This is a genomic window from Pseudomonadota bacterium, from assembly GCA_039193195.1.
GTDB lineage: Bacteria > Pseudomonadota > Gammaproteobacteria > Steroidobacterales > JBCBZW01 > JBCBZW01.
Genome location: JBCCWS010000014.1, coordinates 89,283 through 107,450, shown reverse-complemented (window position 1 = coordinate 107,450; position 18,168 = coordinate 89,283). Strand labels below are relative to the sequence as shown.

The following is an 18,168-nucleotide window of genomic DNA, read 5'->3' as shown; positions in this document are numbered from 1 at the left end:
GCGTGCGCTCAGGAGGCTTGCTAGAAGCCGAAGCTGACGCGCACGCCGCCGGTGAGGGGGCGTGCGTAGGTGATGCGTTCCCGGTCGTTGATAAAGTTGCGCGCTAGTTCGGCCTGCTCGTTGAAGAGGTTGTCAACGTAGAGCTCAGCCCCCCAGCGATCGGTGGTGACGCCGGCCGTGATGCCGAATAGCACCCAGCTGTCCATCTCGTCGCGGTTGATTGTGATGATGTCGCTGAAGGCCTCGCTGGAGTAGGACATGTTGGGCATGATGTGCGCCGTCCAGCCGTTGTTGGTCTGCCATTCGTAGCGGGCGCGCAGGGTGGCCTGGAACTCCGGGGCGAAGGCCAGCTCGTCGCCCTCGCGCACGTCATTGGTCGGCGTGAGGACCTCGGTGATCTCCGTGTCTAGGAAAGAGAAGCCGCCGCTGATGGTCAGCCCATCCGCCCCAGGCGGCGCCCAGATGAAGTCCCCTTCGATGCCGAAGATCTCCGCGTCTGCCGCGTTGTCGGAGAAGAACAGGTTGGTAATGCTCGGATCGAAGATGGTGGTTTGTAGGTTCTCGATGTCGACTAGGAACGCGCTGCCGTTGAAGCGCAGGGAGCGGTCGAGGAGGTCGAGCTTCCAGCCGATCTCCGTGTTGACCACATCGTCCGTGTCGAGGGCGAAGGGCACGGTGAAGCCGTTCGGGCCGGCCGCGCCCCCCGGGCGGTTGAGCAAGCCCGGGCGGAAGCCTTCGGACCAGGTGCCGTAGAACAACAGATTGTCGTTCGGTGTCCAGGACAGGGTGACCTTGCCGATGACGCCGTCGGTGGTGGCCGCGTCCGGTGCGTTGTTCAGCGCCGCGATCACCTGGGCCGGCGTATTCCCATCGATGTTGTCGAGCGTGTAGGTGATCTGGTTGTCCGGGTTGCAGCTGCCGCGGAAGGTGATCTGGCCGTCGCCGTTGTAGAGGTCGGAGATGTCCGTGCCGAAGCCGTTGATGTCCTCGGCGGCGCCCGAGTTGCAGAAGGAGGCGTTGGCGCTGCCTTCGAAGTCCACCTCGATGTCGTACCAGCGGGCGCCGACGGTGAGGGCGAACTGATCGGAGATGTCGAAGGTCAGCTCGCCGAACACGCCGTACTGCTCGTCCGTACGCTGGATATCGTTGCGGAAGATCACTCCCGCCGGGAAGGGGCCGGCGTCGGAGGTGAAGCCGGTGGGGAAAGGGAAGTTCGGGGCGAAGGCGCCGAAGGGGGCTGCGGCGACCGCGCCCGGGTAGGTGAAGTCGTTGCGCTCTTCGAGTTCCAGATCGCTGTAGAAGGCACCGACTGTGGCGCGGACGCGGCGGTCGACGGGCGTGTTCAGGCGGATCTCGTGGGTCATCACCTTGGTGTTGGTGGCGGAGGTCACGAACAGGTCTGGGGCCTGGCAGGTGCCGGAGGGGGCCGCATCGCCCGGGTAGCTCACGGAGCCGTCGCAGATGTAGTACGGCAGGTACTGGCCAACGAAGAGGTAGTCGGCGTAGTCCACCACCTGGTCCGTGTCGCGATCGGTGAAGGCGCCTGTGTAGAGGAGCTCTAGTTCGCCGACGCGGCCTTCGAGGGTCCAGCTCGTGTTACCGAACTCATCCTCTAGGGTGTCGTCCTGGTAGCGCTGGATCTCGTAGTCGTCATCGAGGGTCGGGTCGGAGAAGAACACCCCTTCGGAGTCGAGCTGCTGCTGCATGTGGCTGACGAGCAGGCTCCAGTTGTCGGTCAGATCCAAGCGGCCGGCGATGCGAGCACCCGCGTAGGTCGTCTCATTGAAGTTGTCCTCCACGCGCGTCGCGTTGTCCGCATCGATGAAGGTCACACCGCTGAGGTCGGCGCCGGCCTGGAAGCCCTCGCGGTTGGCGGAGACGGGCACGCCGTTCGAACGCACGGTGCCGGCCGGGCGGAAGCGTGCGCTCTCGGAGACGTTGCGGGTGCCGGCAACGTTATCGATGTAGCCGCCCTGGTTGTCGACGAAGGCGACACCGCGCAGGGTGAACTTCTCCGTCACCGGCACGTTCAGCATCGCCTCCACGTTGGTGCTGGGCTCGCCGCCAACGGTAAAGCCCGTGCCCAGTCTAACGTTGCCGTAGGTGGCGGTCGGGTCGGGCTTGTTGGTGATCAGGCGCACGGTGCCGGCCTGGGAGCTGGCGCCGAACAGGGTGCCTTGGGGGCCGGAGAGCACCTCCACGCGCGCGATGTCCGCCGCGTAAACGTCGAGATTGCGTCCCGGTTGTGCCAACGGCTGGTCGTCCAGGTAGAAGGCGACGTTGGGTGCCAGGCCCGCGACGCCCGCAGTGGTCAGGTTCGGCGTGGTGGAGGCGAGGCCGCGGATGTAGATCGTGTTCTGGCCGGGGCCGCTGCCGCCGGCAGTCACCCCGGGTAGCTGGATCAGATAGTCCTCGAAGTTCGCCACGCCTAGCTGGTTGAGCGCCTCTTCGCCGAGCGCTTGCACCGCCACCGCCACATCTTGAGTGGTCGAGACGCGCTTGGTGGCGGTCACCACCACTTCCTCGATCTCTGCTGACGCCTGTGGTCCCGCCGAAATGGCAGCTAGCACAGCCGCGCTCAGACAGATTCGCTTATTCATGAGTTGCCTCGTTTCCTCAACTAGATGCGTAGAGCCATAGGGCGCGGGCGCGATGGATGCCTGGGCGAGTCGAATCGATGTCGGCACCGCGTGGCGTAGGTCGGCGTAAGGGGGAGCGTAGGTTTTGGCGCAGTGCTTTGAGCAGGGGCCTGGTCGCCCTCATGCGGCCCCGAGTGGGCGCCTGCCAGGTGATCGTCCGTGTGTAGGGTCGACTGCCAACCGTCCTTCAAGGGCGCCCTTTCCCGTCCCGGGGGGGAGATGTTTAGAGTCGTGAGTATTTCATCCGATAGTCGGAGTTTACACTTTGCGCGAGAAGAATAGAATAATACGCAAAAACATGTAGTTGTTTACGTAAGATAAGGTCATTGTGGCGGGCGGAGTTGGAAAAAGATTTCGGTCCGAAGGAATTTTTCGGTTGCGCATTCAGGCCCAACTGCCCGGCATTCGCCTGTTGATTGGGGCGCGCGGTGCGATGTGTCCGCTCGTTCCCCTCTCCGGAGTGCGGTCGTATAGTGCCCGCATCTCCATACCGCCAGTTCAGGAGCGATTGGCTTGACGGACGAAAACACGGTCTTGATCGCGCTGCGCAAGATCATCAGAGCGATGACCCTGCACTCACGGCGCTTGCGCAAGGGCTCGGGGCTCACGTCCCCGCAGGTGCTGACGCTGCAGACGATCAAGGAGCTGGAGGGTGTGTCGATTTCCCGACTCGCCACCCAGATGAGCCTGAGTCAGGCAACGATGACGACGATCATCGACCGGCTGGAGAAGAATAGCCTCGTGCGGCGCAGGCGCAGCGATGTAGACAAGCGCGTGGTGCACGCCGAACTCACCGATGCCGGGGAGAAGGTGCTCGATGATGCGCCAGCCCTGTTGCAGGAGGAGTTCGTGGAGCGCTTTGCGGCCCTTGAGGACTGGGAGAAGTCGATGATCGTCTCCGCTCTGCAGCGCCTTGCCGTGCTCATGGACGCGGAAGGTATCGATGCCGCACCGATGCTGCACGTGGATACGGACATCGGCTAAGACGGCGCTAGTGGCTCCCTTGCACGTAGGGCTGCGCGCAGCTCGTTGCGCGAGAACGGCTTGTGGATCAGGCGGAAAGTGCAGTCGTCGTCGAGGTGGTCGCTGAAGCCGCTCATGAGGATCGTCGACAGGGACGGGCGATGCTCTTCCAGCCAACGGGCAAGGTCGTAGCCATCGTGCTCGCCCGGCATCCTAACGTCCGACAGCACTACGTCGTAGTCGTGCCCCTCGGCCAGATGTGCGATCGCCTCATCTGCTGAACTCAAGCGCCGAACCGAGGCGAACATGCCCTCTAGCACGGCGCACACGGAGCTGGCTACCAGATCGTTGTCCTCCACCACGAGCACCCGTTCGCCCATCCCGGTCAATGAGGACTCAACGCTCACCTCACCTGCTTCGCAGTCCTCGGGCGCACCGGAGGCAGCGGGCAGGGCGAGGCTGATCGTAGTGCCGAAGGTCGGCGCGCTCGCGATGCGCAGATCACCGCCGGTTTGGCGGACGAAGCCGTACACTGAACTTAGCCCGAGGCCCGTGCCCGCGTGCTCAGCCTTAGTGCTGTAGAACGGTTCGCAGGCCCGCTCTAGGGTGGAGGTGTCCATCCCCGTACCCGTGTCGGACACGCGAATGATTACGTATTGCCCGGGCGCCAGGGAAGACCATTCCTCGGTGCTGCCCTCGCTGCACGCCTGTTGGCTGACCGTGACCCGCACCAAGCCGCCGGCGGGCATCGCGTCCGCGGCGTTCGTCAGCAAGTTCAACACCGCGGTGGTGAGCTTGGAGGCATCCAGCATCGCCACCGCCCGTTTGGGCAGATCGAACTCGATCGACACCTCCTCGCCGACCGCTGAGCGGAGCAAGGTTCGACTGTCGCGCAGCAGGGCCACTACGTCCACGGGTCTTGGCACCAGTTCCTGCTGGCGAGCGTAGGCCAGCAGCTGATGCGTCATGGCGCGCGCGTAGCCTACGGACTGATTGGACACGCGCAGCATGTCGCGTGCGCCTGGGTCGGTGAGCTGGCGATCAAGCGTTTCGTTGGCTGAGTAGATCACCTGCAGCAGGTTGTTGAAGTCATGGGCCACGTTGCCTGCGATCTGACCGATCTGCTCTGTGTGCTTTTTGTCGTTCAGAGCGCGTTCCATCTCCGCTTGTTCGCGCAGCTGCTGTTTCAGCTGCACGGCTTGCTCTTCCACCGCAACGCTCAGTGCACGATTGCGCCGTTGCTCCCCCTCCAAAAGCCTGCGCTGAAACTCGCGACGATTGACGCTGTAGAGCGCCGCGAGCACACCGATACAACTGAGCAGCATGAGGGCGATCACCAGGTTGCGATGATCGCGCAGGGCGGCCTGACGGGTTTCTAGCTCGCGTGCACGCGCCTCGGCAGCGCCAGCCTCGGCGGCCAGCAGCGCTTCCGCTTCGTGCATATGGGCGATCTGCGACTGCTGGCGTTGGGCCTCCAGGCGTGCGTCGTAGTATCGCGTGTAGTCAAGGGAGTCGATCTGACGATCGTCTTCTAGCGCCTGCAGCAGCTTCTGCAGTTCCGTCGCAGACCGCTCGAGCCCCGCCCGACGGATCTGTGCCTCCAGGCGCAGGCTGGACACGGTGCTGCTGCGGGCGGGGGAGAGCTGCGCGGCCTTCGAGATGTTATCGAGAACCGCTTCGGCCTGCGCGGGTTGTCCCATGGCGAGGAGCGTGCGGGCGAGGGAGATACGGGCTTCCGGCAGCTCCCACGGCACCTTCTGCAGGAGCTCTATCGCGCGGCGACCGGCCGCTTGCGCCGCGTCTAGGCGGCCGAGCTCGCGTTCCGCGTCGCCGAGGTACTCGTAGGCGTTGCCGATGATCGAGGCGTTGCCAGGTGCGTCGCTGCTCACGAATTCCCTTAGGCCCTCGGCAGCTCCTTCTGGATCTCCGAAGATGCGCCGAAGCTCGAGCTCATGTAGATGAAGGGAGCCTATTAGGGAGATGTCGTTTGGCCGTTGGCGCAGGTGGCTTAGACGATCGAGCCACTCTTGGGCATCGTCGTACAAGCCACGTTGGATCAGGATCACAAGCAGGTTGTTGCCGAGGGCGAGAGCCACGCGGTCATCGCCCTGGGCCTCGGCCATGGGTATCAGTTCGCGTAACACTTCTGAGGCCGCCAGGATACGACCAGCCTCGAACAGAGCGTTTGCGTAGTTGGAGCGCGCGCGCAGCTCAACGCCGGGGTCCACCGTGTCGGGCAAGTTCTCGAAGATCGATTCATACTCGCCAACCGACCGCTCCGTCTGTCCCGCCGCGAGCAGCATGGCCGCGCGCATGGAGCGCAGATTAATGTGCTGGTCAGGCGCTTGGTTTGCAGGGACGCGCGCGAGCCCTTCGTCGAGTATCGCCATGCCCTCATCGAGGCGGCCCGCCTCGAGGAAGGCGTAGCCGCGCGCGCCGTATGCGTGGGCTAGCAGCTGCAGATCTACCTCAGGGATCGCCTCGAGCGCCTCGAAGACCTCTTCCAGCACCTCCAAACGTTGCGCAACGGCCAGCTGCCCATTGAGGGTTAGATCGATCTGCTCACGCAAGGACTGAGCACCCGCGCAGGGGCTGAGCAGCGCAAACGAGACAAGTGCGAACGTGCTTACCGCTGCCCGGGCGATGGTGCGGCCGAGAGTCCGTCCTCGGACCGCTGGACATCCTGAGAGCATCGAGTTCCCCGTCGACGAGCGATACCCCTAGTCTACGGCAGACGCGCGCCTCGTACGCGTCAGGTGTTATCGAGTTGTGCGCCCATGAAGTCGAGGTCCCGCGCCTCGAAGTTGGTGAGGTACGGGAACATCGCATCGAGGCTCGATTCGCCCATGCCCATCCAACGCGCCAAGGTGGCGGCGCTATGATCTTGCGAGTAGGTCGGAATCATGCGCCCGGCCGCGCCCGCATCCTCTCATCCGCCAGTGTCCAGCGATGGGAGGCTACCGCCGACGATATCCCTGCAAAGGCAGCGCTGAGTACGAAGGCGCGGCTATACTCGGCGCATGAGATGCGCACTACTTTCGGTTCTTACGCTCGGCATCCTAGTGTCGCTGGCCAGCGGCTGCTCCAGCCTAAATCCTCAGTTCGAAGCGCCTTCCGTGCGGGTGCTCGGCGTGCGGCCCCTGTCGTCGCAGGGCAATCAGCTGGTGCCGCGTTTCGAGATCGACCTGCTCGTGGTCAATCCGAACGCGTCATCGCTCTCCATGCGTGGCATGAGCTACCGCCTGTTCCTGAATGATCTCGAGGTGGTGGAGGGCGTGGCAAACAACTTGCCCGAGGTGGAGGGCTACGGCGAAGCGAACATCGTGCTGCCGGCCACCCTGAACGTTGTCGACAGCGTGCGCTTTGTCAGCGGGATGTTGCGAGGCGAGGACACGGATGTCCGCTGGCGCCTGGCCGCGCGGCTGGACGTGAGCGCCCTACTGCCGGCGATTCGGATCGAGGAGGAGGGCGTGCTGGAGCTCGATGCGATGCGCGCTCCTTAGTGGGCCGCTTGGTAAATAAGGTGCTACTCGCCCTTCGGGTCTGCCCAGGGGGCAGCGTTCGCGGCGTTGCATCGCTTGCCAATGGCGATGCCATTGGCTGCGCGACGCGCCTTGCTGACGCTGCCCCTACGCAGACTGAGCGTCACCTTATTTACCAAGCGGCCCACTAGGTCTGCACTCTCCTAGGCCGACGCCGCCTCGGACAGCATCCACATCGCGAGATCATCGTCTTCACCTGCCCTGTCTTTTATGGAGCATCTACCGCGTCCAGTGCATTGATGATTTTGATTGGGCCCCAGGGAGCGGGCATAGGCAGCCAACGCCTAGGGGGTTGAAGATGGGCGCTGTCTCGCCGTCGAGGAGCGCGTGCAAACTGCGCTCGACGGCCCCTTCGCCGCGACGCGGCAGGCACATGTCGTCGTTCGAATATGAGCCGGCGTACAGCACGCGCCCCGTGCGATCTAGCACCACCGCTGCTGGGGCGGCAGGTACTGCCTCGCGTAGGGCGGCGGAGAAGGGCGTGTCGGGCGCGATGGTCACAAAGCGCACCCCGCGATCGGCGAAGGCAGCCTCGATGCGCTGGCGGTGCGGCTTGCCGCGGGCACCACAGCGACAGCTCTCAGCGGCGATATGCAAGACCGTCGCCTCGTAGGAAGCCGGCACCAGCAGGGCCGCTCGCGTGGCGAGGGCGCGGGCGACGGCGTCGCGATCGAACACGAACGCTTGCCGATCTTCCTTCGAGTCGAACGCCCATATCGTCCCAGAGCCCGGGCCCACCTCCCACAGCAGCGCGCTCGCGACCAGGAGCCAGCCCAGGGCCAGAATCCAGGCGAGGGGCTGGGTGCTTCGCGCAGGAGGCGTAGCCAGCGGGTCGAGCAGTGTGTCGGGGTTGGCGGCCATAGGGGGCAAACTCGTACCGGGTCCTTTGCGATTAACGGCGTTGCTGGCACCCGCCTTGAGACGAAATCACGCGTTTGTGGACCGGTCGATACCCGGCGTCCGACGCTTAGGTTTGTTGCTGCGCTAATTGGCAACTACTCGAAATAAGGAGCATGACGAGGCGGGCACTGACCTGCCTCCCGCCCGCCTTCGGCATCAGTGGGACCATCGCGCCGTGGCGTCGCGGGTACCGCAGGCGGGTGCCGACTCAGGGCCAAGGGTCCGATGATCTTCGTCAATAGGCAGTCTTCGCGCTGGGAGTAGCGCTCGAGCTTGGCGTAGCATGTGTCCTGGCGACTCGCCCGACGGACCGGCGCCGCAATGGAATTCGACTGGGTAGCAATCGCCTTCGGCGATATCGTGTGGATCGCGCTGGCCTTCGCGTGCGGCCTGGCGGCCCGTGCTGTCGGCGTGCCGCCGCTGGTCGGCTTTCTCGCGGCGGGCTTTCTGCTCAAGGCCAACGGCGGTGCCTCCGGCGAAGTGCTGGCGAAGCTGTCGGACCTTGGCATCACCTTGCTGCTGTTTACCGTCGGCTTAAAGCTCAACCTGGGCACGCTCCTGCGTCCCCATGTATGGGGTGTCACCCTCGCCCATACCAGCCTTACGATACTGTTCGGTGCGCTACTGTTCCTCTGGCTTGGCGGCTTCGGCCTCGGCGCATTGGCCGGGTTAAGCTGGCAGCAGACGACCTTGCTGGCCTTCGCCATGAGCTTCTCGAGCACGGTCTTCGTGGTGAAGGTACTGGAGGACAGCGGCGAGGTGACCGCCCTTCATGGGCGCGTGGCGATCGGCATCCTAATCGTCCAAGACGTATTCGCGGTGATGTTTCTAGCCGCGTCCATGGGCAAGTTACCCTCTCCCTGGGCCGCTGCGCTGCTGCTGCTGGTTCCCCTGCGTTCGGTGCTGCACGCCCTGCTCGAGCGCGCCGGTCATGGCGAGTTGCTCGTGCTCTACGGGTTGCTGCTCGCGCTCGGTGGCGCCGAGGTGTTCGAATGGGCGGGGTTGAAGGGCGATCTTGGCGCGCTCATCCTCGGCGTGCTTATCGGCACCCATGCCAAGGCGGATGAGGTAGGCAAGACCCTGTTCGGCTTCAAGGACCTGTTCTTGCTGGGCTTCTTTCTGTCGATCGGTCTGAACACTGAGTGGGCCGTGGATACGCTGCTGCTGGGGGCAGCGTTGACGCCGCTGATCTTGCTGAAAGGGGGCTTGTTCTTCGCCCTGATGCTAGCGTTCCGCCTGCGCGCACGCACGGCGCTGATCGCCTCGGCAAACCTGACCAACTTCAGCGAGTTTGGGCTCATCGTCACCGCCATCGCCGTCGGCAATGGGTGGCTCGCGTCCGACTGGTTGGTCGCCCTAGCGGTCGCTCTGGCCCTCTCGTTCGTGGTCGCCGCGGGCGTCGGTGCGTTTGCCAAGCCGCTCTATGCGAGGCACGCGGGGCACTTCAAGGCCATGCAGCGCAGCTCACGGATTCCGGAGGACGATCGAATCGATCTGTCCGCCTACCGCACGATGGTCATCGGCATGGGCGGCGTTGGGGCGGGGGCCTACGATGCGATGCGTGCCCGTGAAGGCGCTACGGTGATCGGCGTGGACATCGATCCGGTCACCGAAGCGCTTCACCGTCGTGCCGGGCGCGAGGTCATCACCGGGGATCCGAGCGATACGGACTTCTGGGAGCGACTCGTGCTGCCGTCGGTGCCCCTTAGAATCATGGTCGCCTTGCCCAACCGCGCAGCGACCGTGGCTGTGATCGAGCGCATGCGTGCGGACGCCTTCACCGGAGAGATCGCCGCCACCGCCAAGTTCGAGGATGAGGTGGATGCGATCGCCGAGGCGGGCGCATCGATGGTCTTCAACCTGTCGACGGAGGCGGGCGCGGGGTTTGCAGCGCTGGTGGAGACTGAGGAAGAGATGGCGCAATAGTGCGCAGGGAGGACCGTTAAGGTGAAGCGAGCCCCGGATGTGCTAGTTCCCGTCTTGTCGGTGGCGACGCTCGCGCTGCTGATCATGGCGACAGCCTTACAATGGCATTGGGTATGGGGCTTGCTCTTCGCCTACTGGATGGTGTCGGGGCTGTTGCGCGCTGAGAGCTACCTGCTGACGCCCATTCGGCGCACCGTACAGCCGGTCTTGTTCTGGGCAGCAACGCTGACCTGGGGCGGCTTGTCGCTTTGGTTTTTGGCGGACATCTTTGTGTGATCGGCCGACGCGCGCTTCGTGTGTATCGGCCTGGTCGGCGGCACACTTGCGTGAGGCCGCTCAAATGAGTCATCGTTGTATCATCCGAGTCTAATTGTATTCCACCTGACGCCCACTAGCCGACATGCCTGCCCGCACCCGTACCGCCATCATCGAGGCCGCCATCTCAGTCTTCGCCGCCAACCCTGGCGCCAGCCTGGGTGATGTTGCTAAGGCAGCCCAGGTCGGCAGGGCAACCCTGCACCGCCACTTCAGCTGCCGAGATGCCCTGCTCCGAGAGGTGTCTTTGGACGCCATCCGCGCTTGTGACGAGGCAGTGGCGGACTTGAACGTGGACGAGCTGCGCGGCCACGACCTGCTGCAGGCCGTGCTAGAAGCGGTGATTCCTCTGGGGGATCGCTACTACTATCTGAGTGCGGTCGGCCTTGAGGGTGACCCTGAGGTGGCCGCCGCCTACGCCAACCAGACCGAGCGCTTGCACAGTCTGGTAGTACGCCTGAAGGAGGAAGGCGTCTTCGATCCCCTGGTGCCCGATCGCTGGATCTCGACCGCCTTCGATGCCCTCATCTGGGCGGGGTGGCACGCGGTGGGCACGGGCGATGTGGCCCGGAACGACGCGGCCAGCCGCGTAGCTCGCACCCTCACACAGGGCCTCGCGCCCACCCAATGAAACACTTTAGATTCTTTTGAGACATCATTGACTCAAGATGTCTCCCAGGCGTATCGTCTGTCCTGAACGCTGCGGCATTCGTACCGTGGCGACGAATTCATCGACACACATGCTGGGGGGCAAACATGATGGGTTACTACCGAACGCGGCGGGGCGCCGGCTTCACTCTGCTCGCGGCACTGCTAACCGCCGCGTCGCTGGCATCGGCGCAAAGCTTTATCAACTTCGAGACGCCGCAGGTCGCGCCGCTGACGATGACACCGAACGGTGAGCGACTGCTGGCAGTAAACACGGCCGACGGTCGCTTGGAGGTCTTCAGCCTTGAGTCCGGCACGCCGGTCCTGGCCGGTGAAGTGCCCGTCGGCATCGACCCTGTCACCGTCCGAACGCGCGGCAACTCCCGAGCATGGGTGGTAAACCACGTTTCCGATTCCATCAGCATCGTCGACCTGAACAGCCTCAGCGTCGTCGCCACCTTGCAGACCGGTGATGAGCCCACGGATCTCGTCTTCGCAGGCGACCCGGTGCGCGCCTACGTGTCCTGTTCGCAAGCGAACCTCGTCCAAGTGTTCGACCCAAGCAACCTGGCGGCGCCCCCGCTTGAGGTGCCGATTAACGGCGAAGATCCCCGTGCGCTCAGCGTGAGCCCGGACGGTAGTGAGGTGTACTTGGCCGTGTTTGAGTCCGGCAACGCGTCCACGATCATCGCCGGCAGCCACACGGCGCTGGCCTTGCCACTGAACGATAACGATGGGCCCTACGGCGGCCAAGAACCCGTGCCGAATGATGGCATGCAGATCAGCCCGGCGATGAATCCCGATAATCCCGCGCCGCCGCGTACTAGCCTGTTGGTGAAGAAGGCCGTGGACGGGCGCTGGATGGACGATAACGACGGTGACTGGACCGAGTTCGTCAGCGGCAGCCTCTCGCGCCGTTCCGAGCGCGTCGAAGGCTGGGACATGCCCGATCGCGACCTCGCCGTCATCGACACGGACACGCTTGAGGTGCGCTACGTGCGCCGTCTCATGAATCACAATATGGCGATGACCGTGAACCCGCAGAGCGGCCTGATCACCGTGGTTGGCACGGACGGCACTAACGAGATTCGCTTCGAGCCAAATCTGAACGGCACTTTCATCCGCGTGCTGCGCGCGCAGGTCGATCCGCAGGCGCTCGAGGCCACCGTCACGGACCTCAATCCGCACCTCGACTACGAGAGCTCCACCGTGGATCAGGCTACGCGTGATCTCTCCGTGGGCGATCCTCGCGGTGCTGCGTGGAATGCGCAGGGAACGCGCCTCTACGTCGTCGGACGCGGCTCCAACAACGTGGTGGTGCTCGACGGTGATGGCGATCGCGTGCTGGCCGAGCCCATTGACGTGGGCGAGGGTCCAACGGGCGTCGTGGTGGACGATGCGCGCGAGCAGCTCTACGTGCTGAACCAGTTCGATGCCAGCGTCTCCACCGTCAACACTACGGCGCTCACGGAGACCGCCCGCACCGCTTTCTTCGACCCCACCCCCGCCGCGATCCGGGCCGGGCGTCGGCATCTGTACAACACGCGCCAGACCTCCGGCTTGGGTCAAGCTGCGTGCGCCTCCTGTCACACCGATGCGCGCATGGACCGCCTCGCGTGGGACCTCGGTGACCCGACGGGCATCATGAAGTCGACGGCCGACGCCAACAAGGGCGCTTGGAACAACGGCCTGCGCTTCGGATTCGATGACCAGTGGCATCCCATGAAGGGACCCATGGTCACCCAGACCCTACAAGATGTGATCGGTAAGGAGCCGCATCACTGGCGCGGTGATCGTGCGGGGATCGAGGTGTTCAACGCCACCTTCGTCAATTTGCAAGGCGACGATGAGGCGCTCAACGCCCAGGAGATGCAAGACCTCGAAGACTTCCTCGCCACCATTCACTTCCCGCCCAACCCGTATCGCGAGTTGGACAACTCCCTGCCGACCAACCTGCCCCTAGACGGTTTCTTCGGTGCCGGTAACCAGCTACCGAAGGGCGAGCCCGTGCCCAATGGCAACGCCCAGCGCGGCCTGGAGAACTTCATCTTGCCGAACCGTGCTGATGCGCCCTTCGCCTGCTCCACCTGTCATACCTTGCCCACTGGACTCGGGCCCAACCTCGAGCTGGACAACGGTGAGCTCGTCGAGATACCCCCGGGACCGAACGGCGAGGCGCACATCGGCTTCGTCTCGATCGACGGTGACTTCCAGCGCACGCTCAAGGTGCCCCATCTGCGAAACCTCTACGAGCGCATCGGCTTCGACACGACGCAGCCAGAGAACAACGCAGGATTCGGCTTCCACCACGATGGCAGCTTCGATTCCCTATCGAAGTTCTTCCGCCTCGGGTTCCCGGGCATCGCGGATGCTCAGGACCTTGCCGACATGATCGCCTTTATGCTGGCCTTCAGCGGTTCCGAGCTGCCGGCGGCCAGCGACAACACGGACGAGCCCATGGGCCCGATGAGCCAAGACAGCCATGCAGCGGTCGGCCAGCAGCTCACGATTGCACGCGTTGGGCAGCTCGGGGCTGGCGGCCGCCAACGACTCGTGCTGCTCTTGCGCCTGGCGCGTGAAGGAGCTGTGGAACTCACCGCAAAGGGCTTGTTTGAGGATGAGCTGCGGGGCTATCTCTTCGACGGTGCGGGCCGTTTCCAGGCGGATCGCGAGGGCGAAGTGCTCACGCTCGGCGAGTTGCTCTCTCGCGCCAGCCCGACCACGCCGCTAACCCTGACCGTGGTCGCCAACGGCACCGGTACCCGCATCGGTATCGATCGGGATGAAGACGGGGTATACGACGGCGACGATACGCCGGCTCAAGCCCTCTAGGGCTTGCTTGAACCGCAGGCCCAGGGCATTTTCCCTGGGCCGCCTTCCCCCGTGCGCTGTCTCCGACAGGAGCCCCTTCTGCTGCGCGCCGACGGCCGATCGTCAGTGGCTTGTAAGTCCACTAAATTGCCTATTTTTCTGTAAGGCACATGTGCTTCCGGGCGACGACACCTGCCGGTGGGAGTGGTGGATGCCGGGGACAGGCGGGGTGATGGCTTCGCCTTGCGGCGCTGTGGTCCGTGGCCTATGGGGCTGCTTGGAATCGCAACCGCTCCGAGCGCACCACCGTGCCGAGTTCACGAAAGCCGAGGCCGTCCACCAGGCGAGTGTTGTGCGTCGCGCGAATTCCCTCGAAGGCTTTGGCGATATCCGGATATCCCTGATCGGCGAAGTACTCGACGGCGACCACGAGATCCCACGTGTCCTCCTGCCCATCCGCGGCCGCGTTCTCACCTAGCCGGTAAGCCTTGAAGAGGCCCTGTGATACCGCCACGTGATCCATGGCGAACCAGTTCTGCTCCACGAACTGGCGCAAGGCCGCGCGCTTGCCAGGTGCCGCCTTGAGGTAAGTGTAGGTCCAGGTGGTGTCGGCATCATGGGGGGTGGGCTGCGCGCTACGGCTCGGCGCGGCGACGGTAAGGGCGCACAAAACAAGTATCGGCAGCGAAAGTGTCAGGCGCATCGAGATCTCCTTTGCCGGCAGTGAGAGGGGACAGGGTATCCTGATCCCTTCATTCCGCACGCAAAGGAGCGCTCAGTGAGCATGCAAGACATCGCCCAACGGGGCCTCTACCTTCTTGGGTGCGGCAAGATGGGCTTGGCCATGCTATCTGGCTGGTTGGAGGGCGGACTGCCCGCCACGGCAGTGTGGGTAACGGATCCTCACCCGTCGCCTTGGCTGGACAGCCTGGTCAAGCAAGGCCTGCACCTCAATGACCGCATCCCGCCGTCGCCCGCCGTGGCCTTGCTAGCTGTCAAGCCGCAGATGATGGACGAGGCGCTTCCCGGATTGGCCTCTCTCGGCGGCGGTGACACGCTGATGCTCTCGGTGGCAGCGGGCACACCGCTCGCTCGCTTTGAGCTAGGGCTCGGTGCGGGCACGCCTATCGTGCGTGCCATGCCGAATACGCCGGCGGCGATCGGCAAGGGCATCACCGCCATTATCGGCAATGGCGCTGCGGGTGAGCATCACCTCGCCCTGGCCCAGTCCTTGCTGTCGGCAATCGGCGAGGTGATTCGTCTGGAGGCGGAGGAGCAGATGGACGCGGTGACGGCCCTGTCCGGGTCCGGTCCTGCCTATGTTTTCCATATGGTGGAGGCGATGGCTGCCGCTGGCGAGGCGCAAGGTCTATCGTCAGCGCTCGCCATGCAACTCGCGCGAGCCACCGTGTCCGGTGCCGGCGCTCTGCTCGAGCACTCGGAGGAGACGGCTTCGCAGCTTCGCATCAACGTGACCAGTCCCAAGGGCACTACCGAAGCAGGGCTCAAGGTGCTCATGGATGGGGCAACCGGTCTACCGCCGCTCGTGCGCGCGACCGTGGCGGCGGCAGCACAGCGCAGTCGGGAGTTAGGCCGTTAGGCAACGGCTGACGGGGCGGGGGCCGCGGGGCGCAGCGCCGGAGGCGCCCTGCGCCAACTCTCCGATACGTGACGCCTTCACTGGCGTGTGCCAGGAACGATAGTCGCCCGTGCCTTCAGCCCGCTGGGGAAATGTGCTTTATTGCCAGCTCCTCGCCCGCGTACTCTCTTTCTACCTAAGGCATGGATTCTCATGACACGTAAGTTGCTTCGCTCGGTGACCCTGGCCGCCCTTATTTCGCTCTACGCTGAGGCATTCGCGGCGGAGCCACCGATTCTGCAGCCGGGCGCCCCCGGCGACGCTACCCAGAATCTGACGCCGGATGCCGCCGTCGCCATCGCCAACTCCTCCTATTCCACGGCCGACGTGCGCTTCATGCAGGACATGATCCCGCACCACCACCAGGCCCTGGTGATGTCGCGTCTAGCGCCCGAGCGCACCAACAACCCAGACATCCTCGATCTTGCCGGTCGCATCGACGGCTCCCAGGCCGATGAGATCGCCTTCATGCAGTCCTGGCTCGCCGAGCGTGGCGAAGACGCTCCGGACCCGAGCGCCCACGCCGCCATGCACACGCACCACGACATGGCCGGCATGGCCTCGCCTGAGCAGATGGCGGAGTTGGCCGCATCGAAGGCGACGGCCTTCGATCGCCTGTTCCTACAGCTGATGATTCCCCACCACGACGGCGCCGTGAAGATGGTTGAGGAGCTGTTGGAGCAGCCAGGTGCTGCCTACGATCCCGTGCTCTACGAGTACACCTCGGACATCACGAACGACCAGAGCGTCGAGATCGAGCGCATGAACGCCCTGCTCATCGGGTTGTCGGACGACCCGCGGGCCGGCCTATCGGCCGGATTGACCGATGCGGGCGAAGCGATCTTCAATCTCGAGATGGTGGCTTCGCTACGTAAGCCTGTCGGCTTCCTTGACCCTGCAAATCCCGCTGGCCGGGGGTCAGAGAAGCCGGAGGACGAAGAGGAGACCAAAGGCGGTGCAGCTGAAGCTGGCGATCAAGCCACGGAGGAAGAAGAGGAGGTCGGCAAGCCAGTGGAGAAAGCGGCTAAAGATCGTCGCTACCCCATGCTCAGCTTCTCCAACACGGACATGGCTTTCCGCGAGGATGTGCTCGTCGCCGGCAGCTACCACGGGTTCAATGTCTATCGGATCGGTGAGGGCGGTGTGCCCGGGCTCCTGTCCTCGATCGTCTGCCCCGGCGGTCAGGGCGATGTGTCCATCGTGGGCGATTTGCTGATCATGTCCGTCGAGCAAACGCGCGGGCGCCTCGACTGCGGCCTTCAGGGCGTCGGCACGGAGCCAAGCGATGAGCGCTTTCGAGGCCTTCGCATCTTCGACATCTCCGACCTCACCCGTCCCGTGCAAGTGGGCGCGGTGCAAACCTGCCGCGGCTCACACACCCATTCGGTGGTCACGGGTCCCGAACCGGACGGCAAGATCATCGTTTACAACTCGGGCACCTCCTCCGTGCGTGAGGAAGACGAGCTGGAAGGCTGCGTCGATGACATTCCCGGCGATGACCGCACGGCCCTGTTCCGCATCGACGTGATCGAGATTCCCGTGGCAGATCCGTCCGCGTCGCGCATCGTCGCCAGCCCCACGGTCTTCGCTGATCCAGAAACGGGCGTGCTCGCGGGCCTGTGGCGTGGCGGGGATCACGGCGATGACACGCAGGAGACCCGTCGCACGGACCAATGCCATGACATCACCGTCTTCCCCGCCAAGCGGCTCGCGGCGGGTGCCTGTTCCGGTAACGGCATCCTGTTCGACATTAGCGATCCGATCAATCCAAAGCGCCTCGACGTGGTCACCGATGAAGGCTTCGCCTACTGGCACTCCGCCACCTTCAACAACGACGGCACCAAGGTGCTGTTCACGGACGAGTGGGGCGGCGGCTCTCGCCCGCGCTGCCGCGCCTGGGATCCCCTGGACTGGGGCGCCGACGCTATCTACGACATCGTCGGCGGCAAGCTCGAGTACCGCAGCCACTACAAGATGCCGGCACCGCAGGTGGAGTCGGAGAACTGTGTGGCCCACAACGGCTCCATCGTGCCCGTGCCGGGTCGCGACATCTTCGTGCAGGCCTGGTACCAGGGCGGCATCTCCGTGATCGACTTCACCGACTCGGCAAACCCCGTCGAGATCGCCTACTTTGACCGCGGGCCGATCATCGCCGATGAGTTGGTAACGGGCGGCTTTTGGTCGGTGTACTTCTACGAGGGGTACATCTACGGCACAGAGATCATCCGCGGCCTCGACGTGCTCAAGCTCACGCCTAGTGATTATCTTAGTGAAGCGGAGATCTCCGCGGCCGCCTTGGCACGCCCCGCCTTCGGCCCGCGCCGCCTCTTCAATCCCCAGCAGCAGATGCCCGTAACGTGGCCGCCGGTCCCGGTGGTGGCGCAGGCCTACGTGGAGCAGCTCGAGCCCACCGGGGTGTTGCCCGGCGATGTGACGGACTTGTTGATCAAGGCCGAGGCGGCGCTGGCGAGTGGGGGGAACCCAGCGCTTGCGAGTGAGCTGAGTGATCTCGTGAGCCGCTTTCCGGAAGAGGATGAGCTGACCGGCCTAGATGCCGAGCGCCTGGCGAGCCTGTCGCGTACCTTGGGCGAGTTGGCCGCGCTGCTAGCGCAGCGGTCGGCCGCTATCGGCACCGACTAGGTCAGCTTGTGAGCACCTGTTGTTCGGCATAGAGACGACAGCAAGGCGGCCGTCGCCGCGAGTGTGCTGCTCGCACTACCTCTGCCCCTGCTTGCTAACGACGTCAGCGCAGTCTACTCGCAGGGAAAGCTAACTCTGCTAGGCG

Annotated in this window: 13 protein-coding genes; 8 read left to right on the top strand and 5 right to left on the bottom strand. The window is 64.3% G+C overall.

The window, feature by feature from the left end; translation table 11 throughout:
* Positions 1-20: 20 nt before the first annotated feature.
* Positions 21-2,600, bottom strand: a complete 2,580-nt coding sequence (locus AAGA68_13440; protein ID MEM9386063.1) for a TonB-dependent receptor — start codon at positions 2,598-2,600, stop codon at positions 21-23.
* A 603-nt stretch (positions 2,601-3,203) separates the two neighbouring features.
* On the opposite strand from AAGA68_13440, the gene AAGA68_13435 reads away from it, so the two are divergent.
* On the top strand, positions 3,204-3,623 hold the full coding sequence (locus tag AAGA68_13435; protein MEM9386062.1) for a MarR family transcriptional regulator: 420 nt from the start codon (positions 3,204-3,206) through the stop codon (positions 3,621-3,623).
* Here AAGA68_13435 and AAGA68_13430 read toward each other — a convergent pair.
* Together AAGA68_13430 and AAGA68_13425 are read right to left on the bottom strand one after the other, a co-directional pair.
* Positions 3,620-6,172 (bottom strand): ATP-binding protein, encoded by a 2,553-nt coding sequence (locus AAGA68_13430; GenBank protein MEM9386061.1) that lies wholly within the window; start codon positions 6,170-6,172, stop codon positions 3,620-3,622. The genes AAGA68_13435 and AAGA68_13430 overlap by 4 nt on opposite strands.
* 182 nt (positions 6,173-6,354) lie before the next feature.
* On the bottom strand, positions 6,355-6,507 hold the full coding sequence (locus AAGA68_13425; GenBank protein ID MEM9386060.1) for a hypothetical protein: 153 nt from the start codon (positions 6,505-6,507) through the stop codon (positions 6,355-6,357).
* A gap of 115 nt (positions 6,508-6,622) precedes the next feature.
* Between AAGA68_13425 and AAGA68_13420 the strand changes: the two genes are divergently transcribed.
* Positions 6,623-7,105: an LEA type 2 family protein gene (locus AAGA68_13420; GenBank protein MEM9386059.1), complete on the top strand. Its 483-nt coding sequence runs from the start codon at positions 6,623-6,625 to the stop codon at positions 7,103-7,105.
* A 258-nt stretch (positions 7,106-7,363) separates the two neighbouring features.
* Here the strand turns inward: AAGA68_13420 and AAGA68_13415 are convergent, their stop codons facing one another.
* Complete coding sequence (locus AAGA68_13415) at positions 7,364-8,005, bottom strand: DUF6436 domain-containing protein (GenBank protein MEM9386058.1); 642 nt, start codon at positions 8,003-8,005, stop codon at positions 7,364-7,366.
* A gap of 360 nt (positions 8,006-8,365) precedes the next feature.
* Here AAGA68_13415 and AAGA68_13410 point away from each other — a divergent pair, with 360 nt between their 5' ends.
* The 4 genes from AAGA68_13410 to AAGA68_13395 all read left to right on the top strand — a co-directional run bounded on the left by AAGA68_13410 (position 8,366) and on the right by AAGA68_13395 (position 13,765).
* Complete coding sequence (locus AAGA68_13410) at positions 8,366-9,970, top strand: cation:proton antiporter (GenBank protein ID MEM9386057.1); 1,605 nt, start codon at positions 8,366-8,368, stop codon at positions 9,968-9,970.
* A gap of 21 nt (positions 9,971-9,991) precedes the next feature.
* Positions 9,992-10,246, top strand: coding sequence for a hypothetical protein (locus AAGA68_13405; protein MEM9386056.1), 255 nt, complete (start codon positions 9,992-9,994; stop codon positions 10,244-10,246).
* Between the two features lie 124 nt (positions 10,247-10,370).
* Complete coding sequence (locus AAGA68_13400) at positions 10,371-10,916, top strand: TetR/AcrR family transcriptional regulator (protein ID MEM9386055.1); 546 nt, start codon at positions 10,371-10,373, stop codon at positions 10,914-10,916.
* 125 nt (positions 10,917-11,041) lie between these two features.
* Complete coding sequence (locus AAGA68_13395; protein ID MEM9386054.1) at positions 11,042-13,765, top strand: hypothetical protein; 2,724 nt, start codon at positions 11,042-11,044, stop codon at positions 13,763-13,765.
* A gap of 244 nt (positions 13,766-14,009) precedes the next feature.
* Here AAGA68_13395 and AAGA68_13390 read toward each other — a convergent pair whose 3' ends face one another.
* Positions 14,010-14,447: a hypothetical protein gene (locus tag AAGA68_13390; protein MEM9386053.1), complete on the bottom strand. Its 438-nt coding sequence runs from the start codon at positions 14,445-14,447 to the stop codon at positions 14,010-14,012.
* A 75-nt stretch (positions 14,448-14,522) separates the two neighbouring features.
* On the opposite strand from AAGA68_13390, the gene proC reads away from it, so the two are divergent.
* Both proC and AAGA68_13380 read left to right on the top strand, forming a co-directional pair.
* Positions 14,523-15,344 (top strand): pyrroline-5-carboxylate reductase, encoded by an 822-nt coding sequence (gene proC / locus AAGA68_13385; protein ID MEM9386052.1) that lies wholly within the window; start codon positions 14,523-14,525, stop codon positions 15,342-15,344.
* Positions 15,345-15,536: 192 nt separating this feature from the next.
* Positions 15,537-18,023 carry a DUF305 domain-containing protein gene (locus AAGA68_13380; protein MEM9386051.1) on the top strand — a complete coding sequence of 829 codons (2,487 nt, stop codon included), beginning with the start codon at positions 15,537-15,539 and terminating at the stop codon, positions 18,021-18,023.
* The last annotated feature ends 145 nt before the right edge of the window (positions 18,024-18,168 follow it).

Excerpts from the sequence above, each read along its gene's own strand:
- AAGA68_13440 (MEM9386063.1), bottom strand. The coding sequence starts at position 2,600 with ATGAATAAGCGAATCTGTCTGAGCGCGGCTGTGCTAGCTGCCATTTCG.
- AAGA68_13435 (MEM9386062.1), top strand. The coding sequence starts at position 3,204 with ATGACCCTGCACTCACGGCGCTTGCGCAAGGGCTCGGGGCTCACGTCC.
- AAGA68_13425 (MEM9386060.1), bottom strand. The coding sequence starts at position 6,507 with ATGATTCCGACCTACTCGCAAGATCATAGCGCCGCCACCTTGGCGCGT.
- AAGA68_13420 (MEM9386059.1), top strand. The coding sequence starts at position 6,623 with ATGAGATGCGCACTACTTTCGGTTCTTACGCTCGGCATCCTAGTGTCG.
- AAGA68_13415 (MEM9386058.1), bottom strand. The coding sequence starts at position 8,005 with ATGGCCGCCAACCCCGACACACTGCTCGACCCGCTGGCTACGCCTCCT.
- AAGA68_13410 (MEM9386057.1), top strand. The coding sequence starts at position 8,366 with ATGGAATTCGACTGGGTAGCAATCGCCTTCGGCGATATCGTGTGGATC.
- AAGA68_13400 (MEM9386055.1), top strand. The coding sequence starts at position 10,371 with ATGCCTGCCCGCACCCGTACCGCCATCATCGAGGCCGCCATCTCAGTC.
- AAGA68_13395 (MEM9386054.1), top strand. The coding sequence starts at position 11,042 with ATGATGGGTTACTACCGAACGCGGCGGGGCGCCGGCTTCACTCTGCTC.
- AAGA68_13390 (MEM9386053.1), bottom strand. The coding sequence starts at position 14,447 with ATGCGCCTGACACTTTCGCTGCCGATACTTGTTTTGTGCGCCCTTACC.
- AAGA68_13380 (MEM9386051.1), top strand. The coding sequence starts at position 15,537 with ATGACACGTAAGTTGCTTCGCTCGGTGACCCTGGCCGCCCTTATTTCG.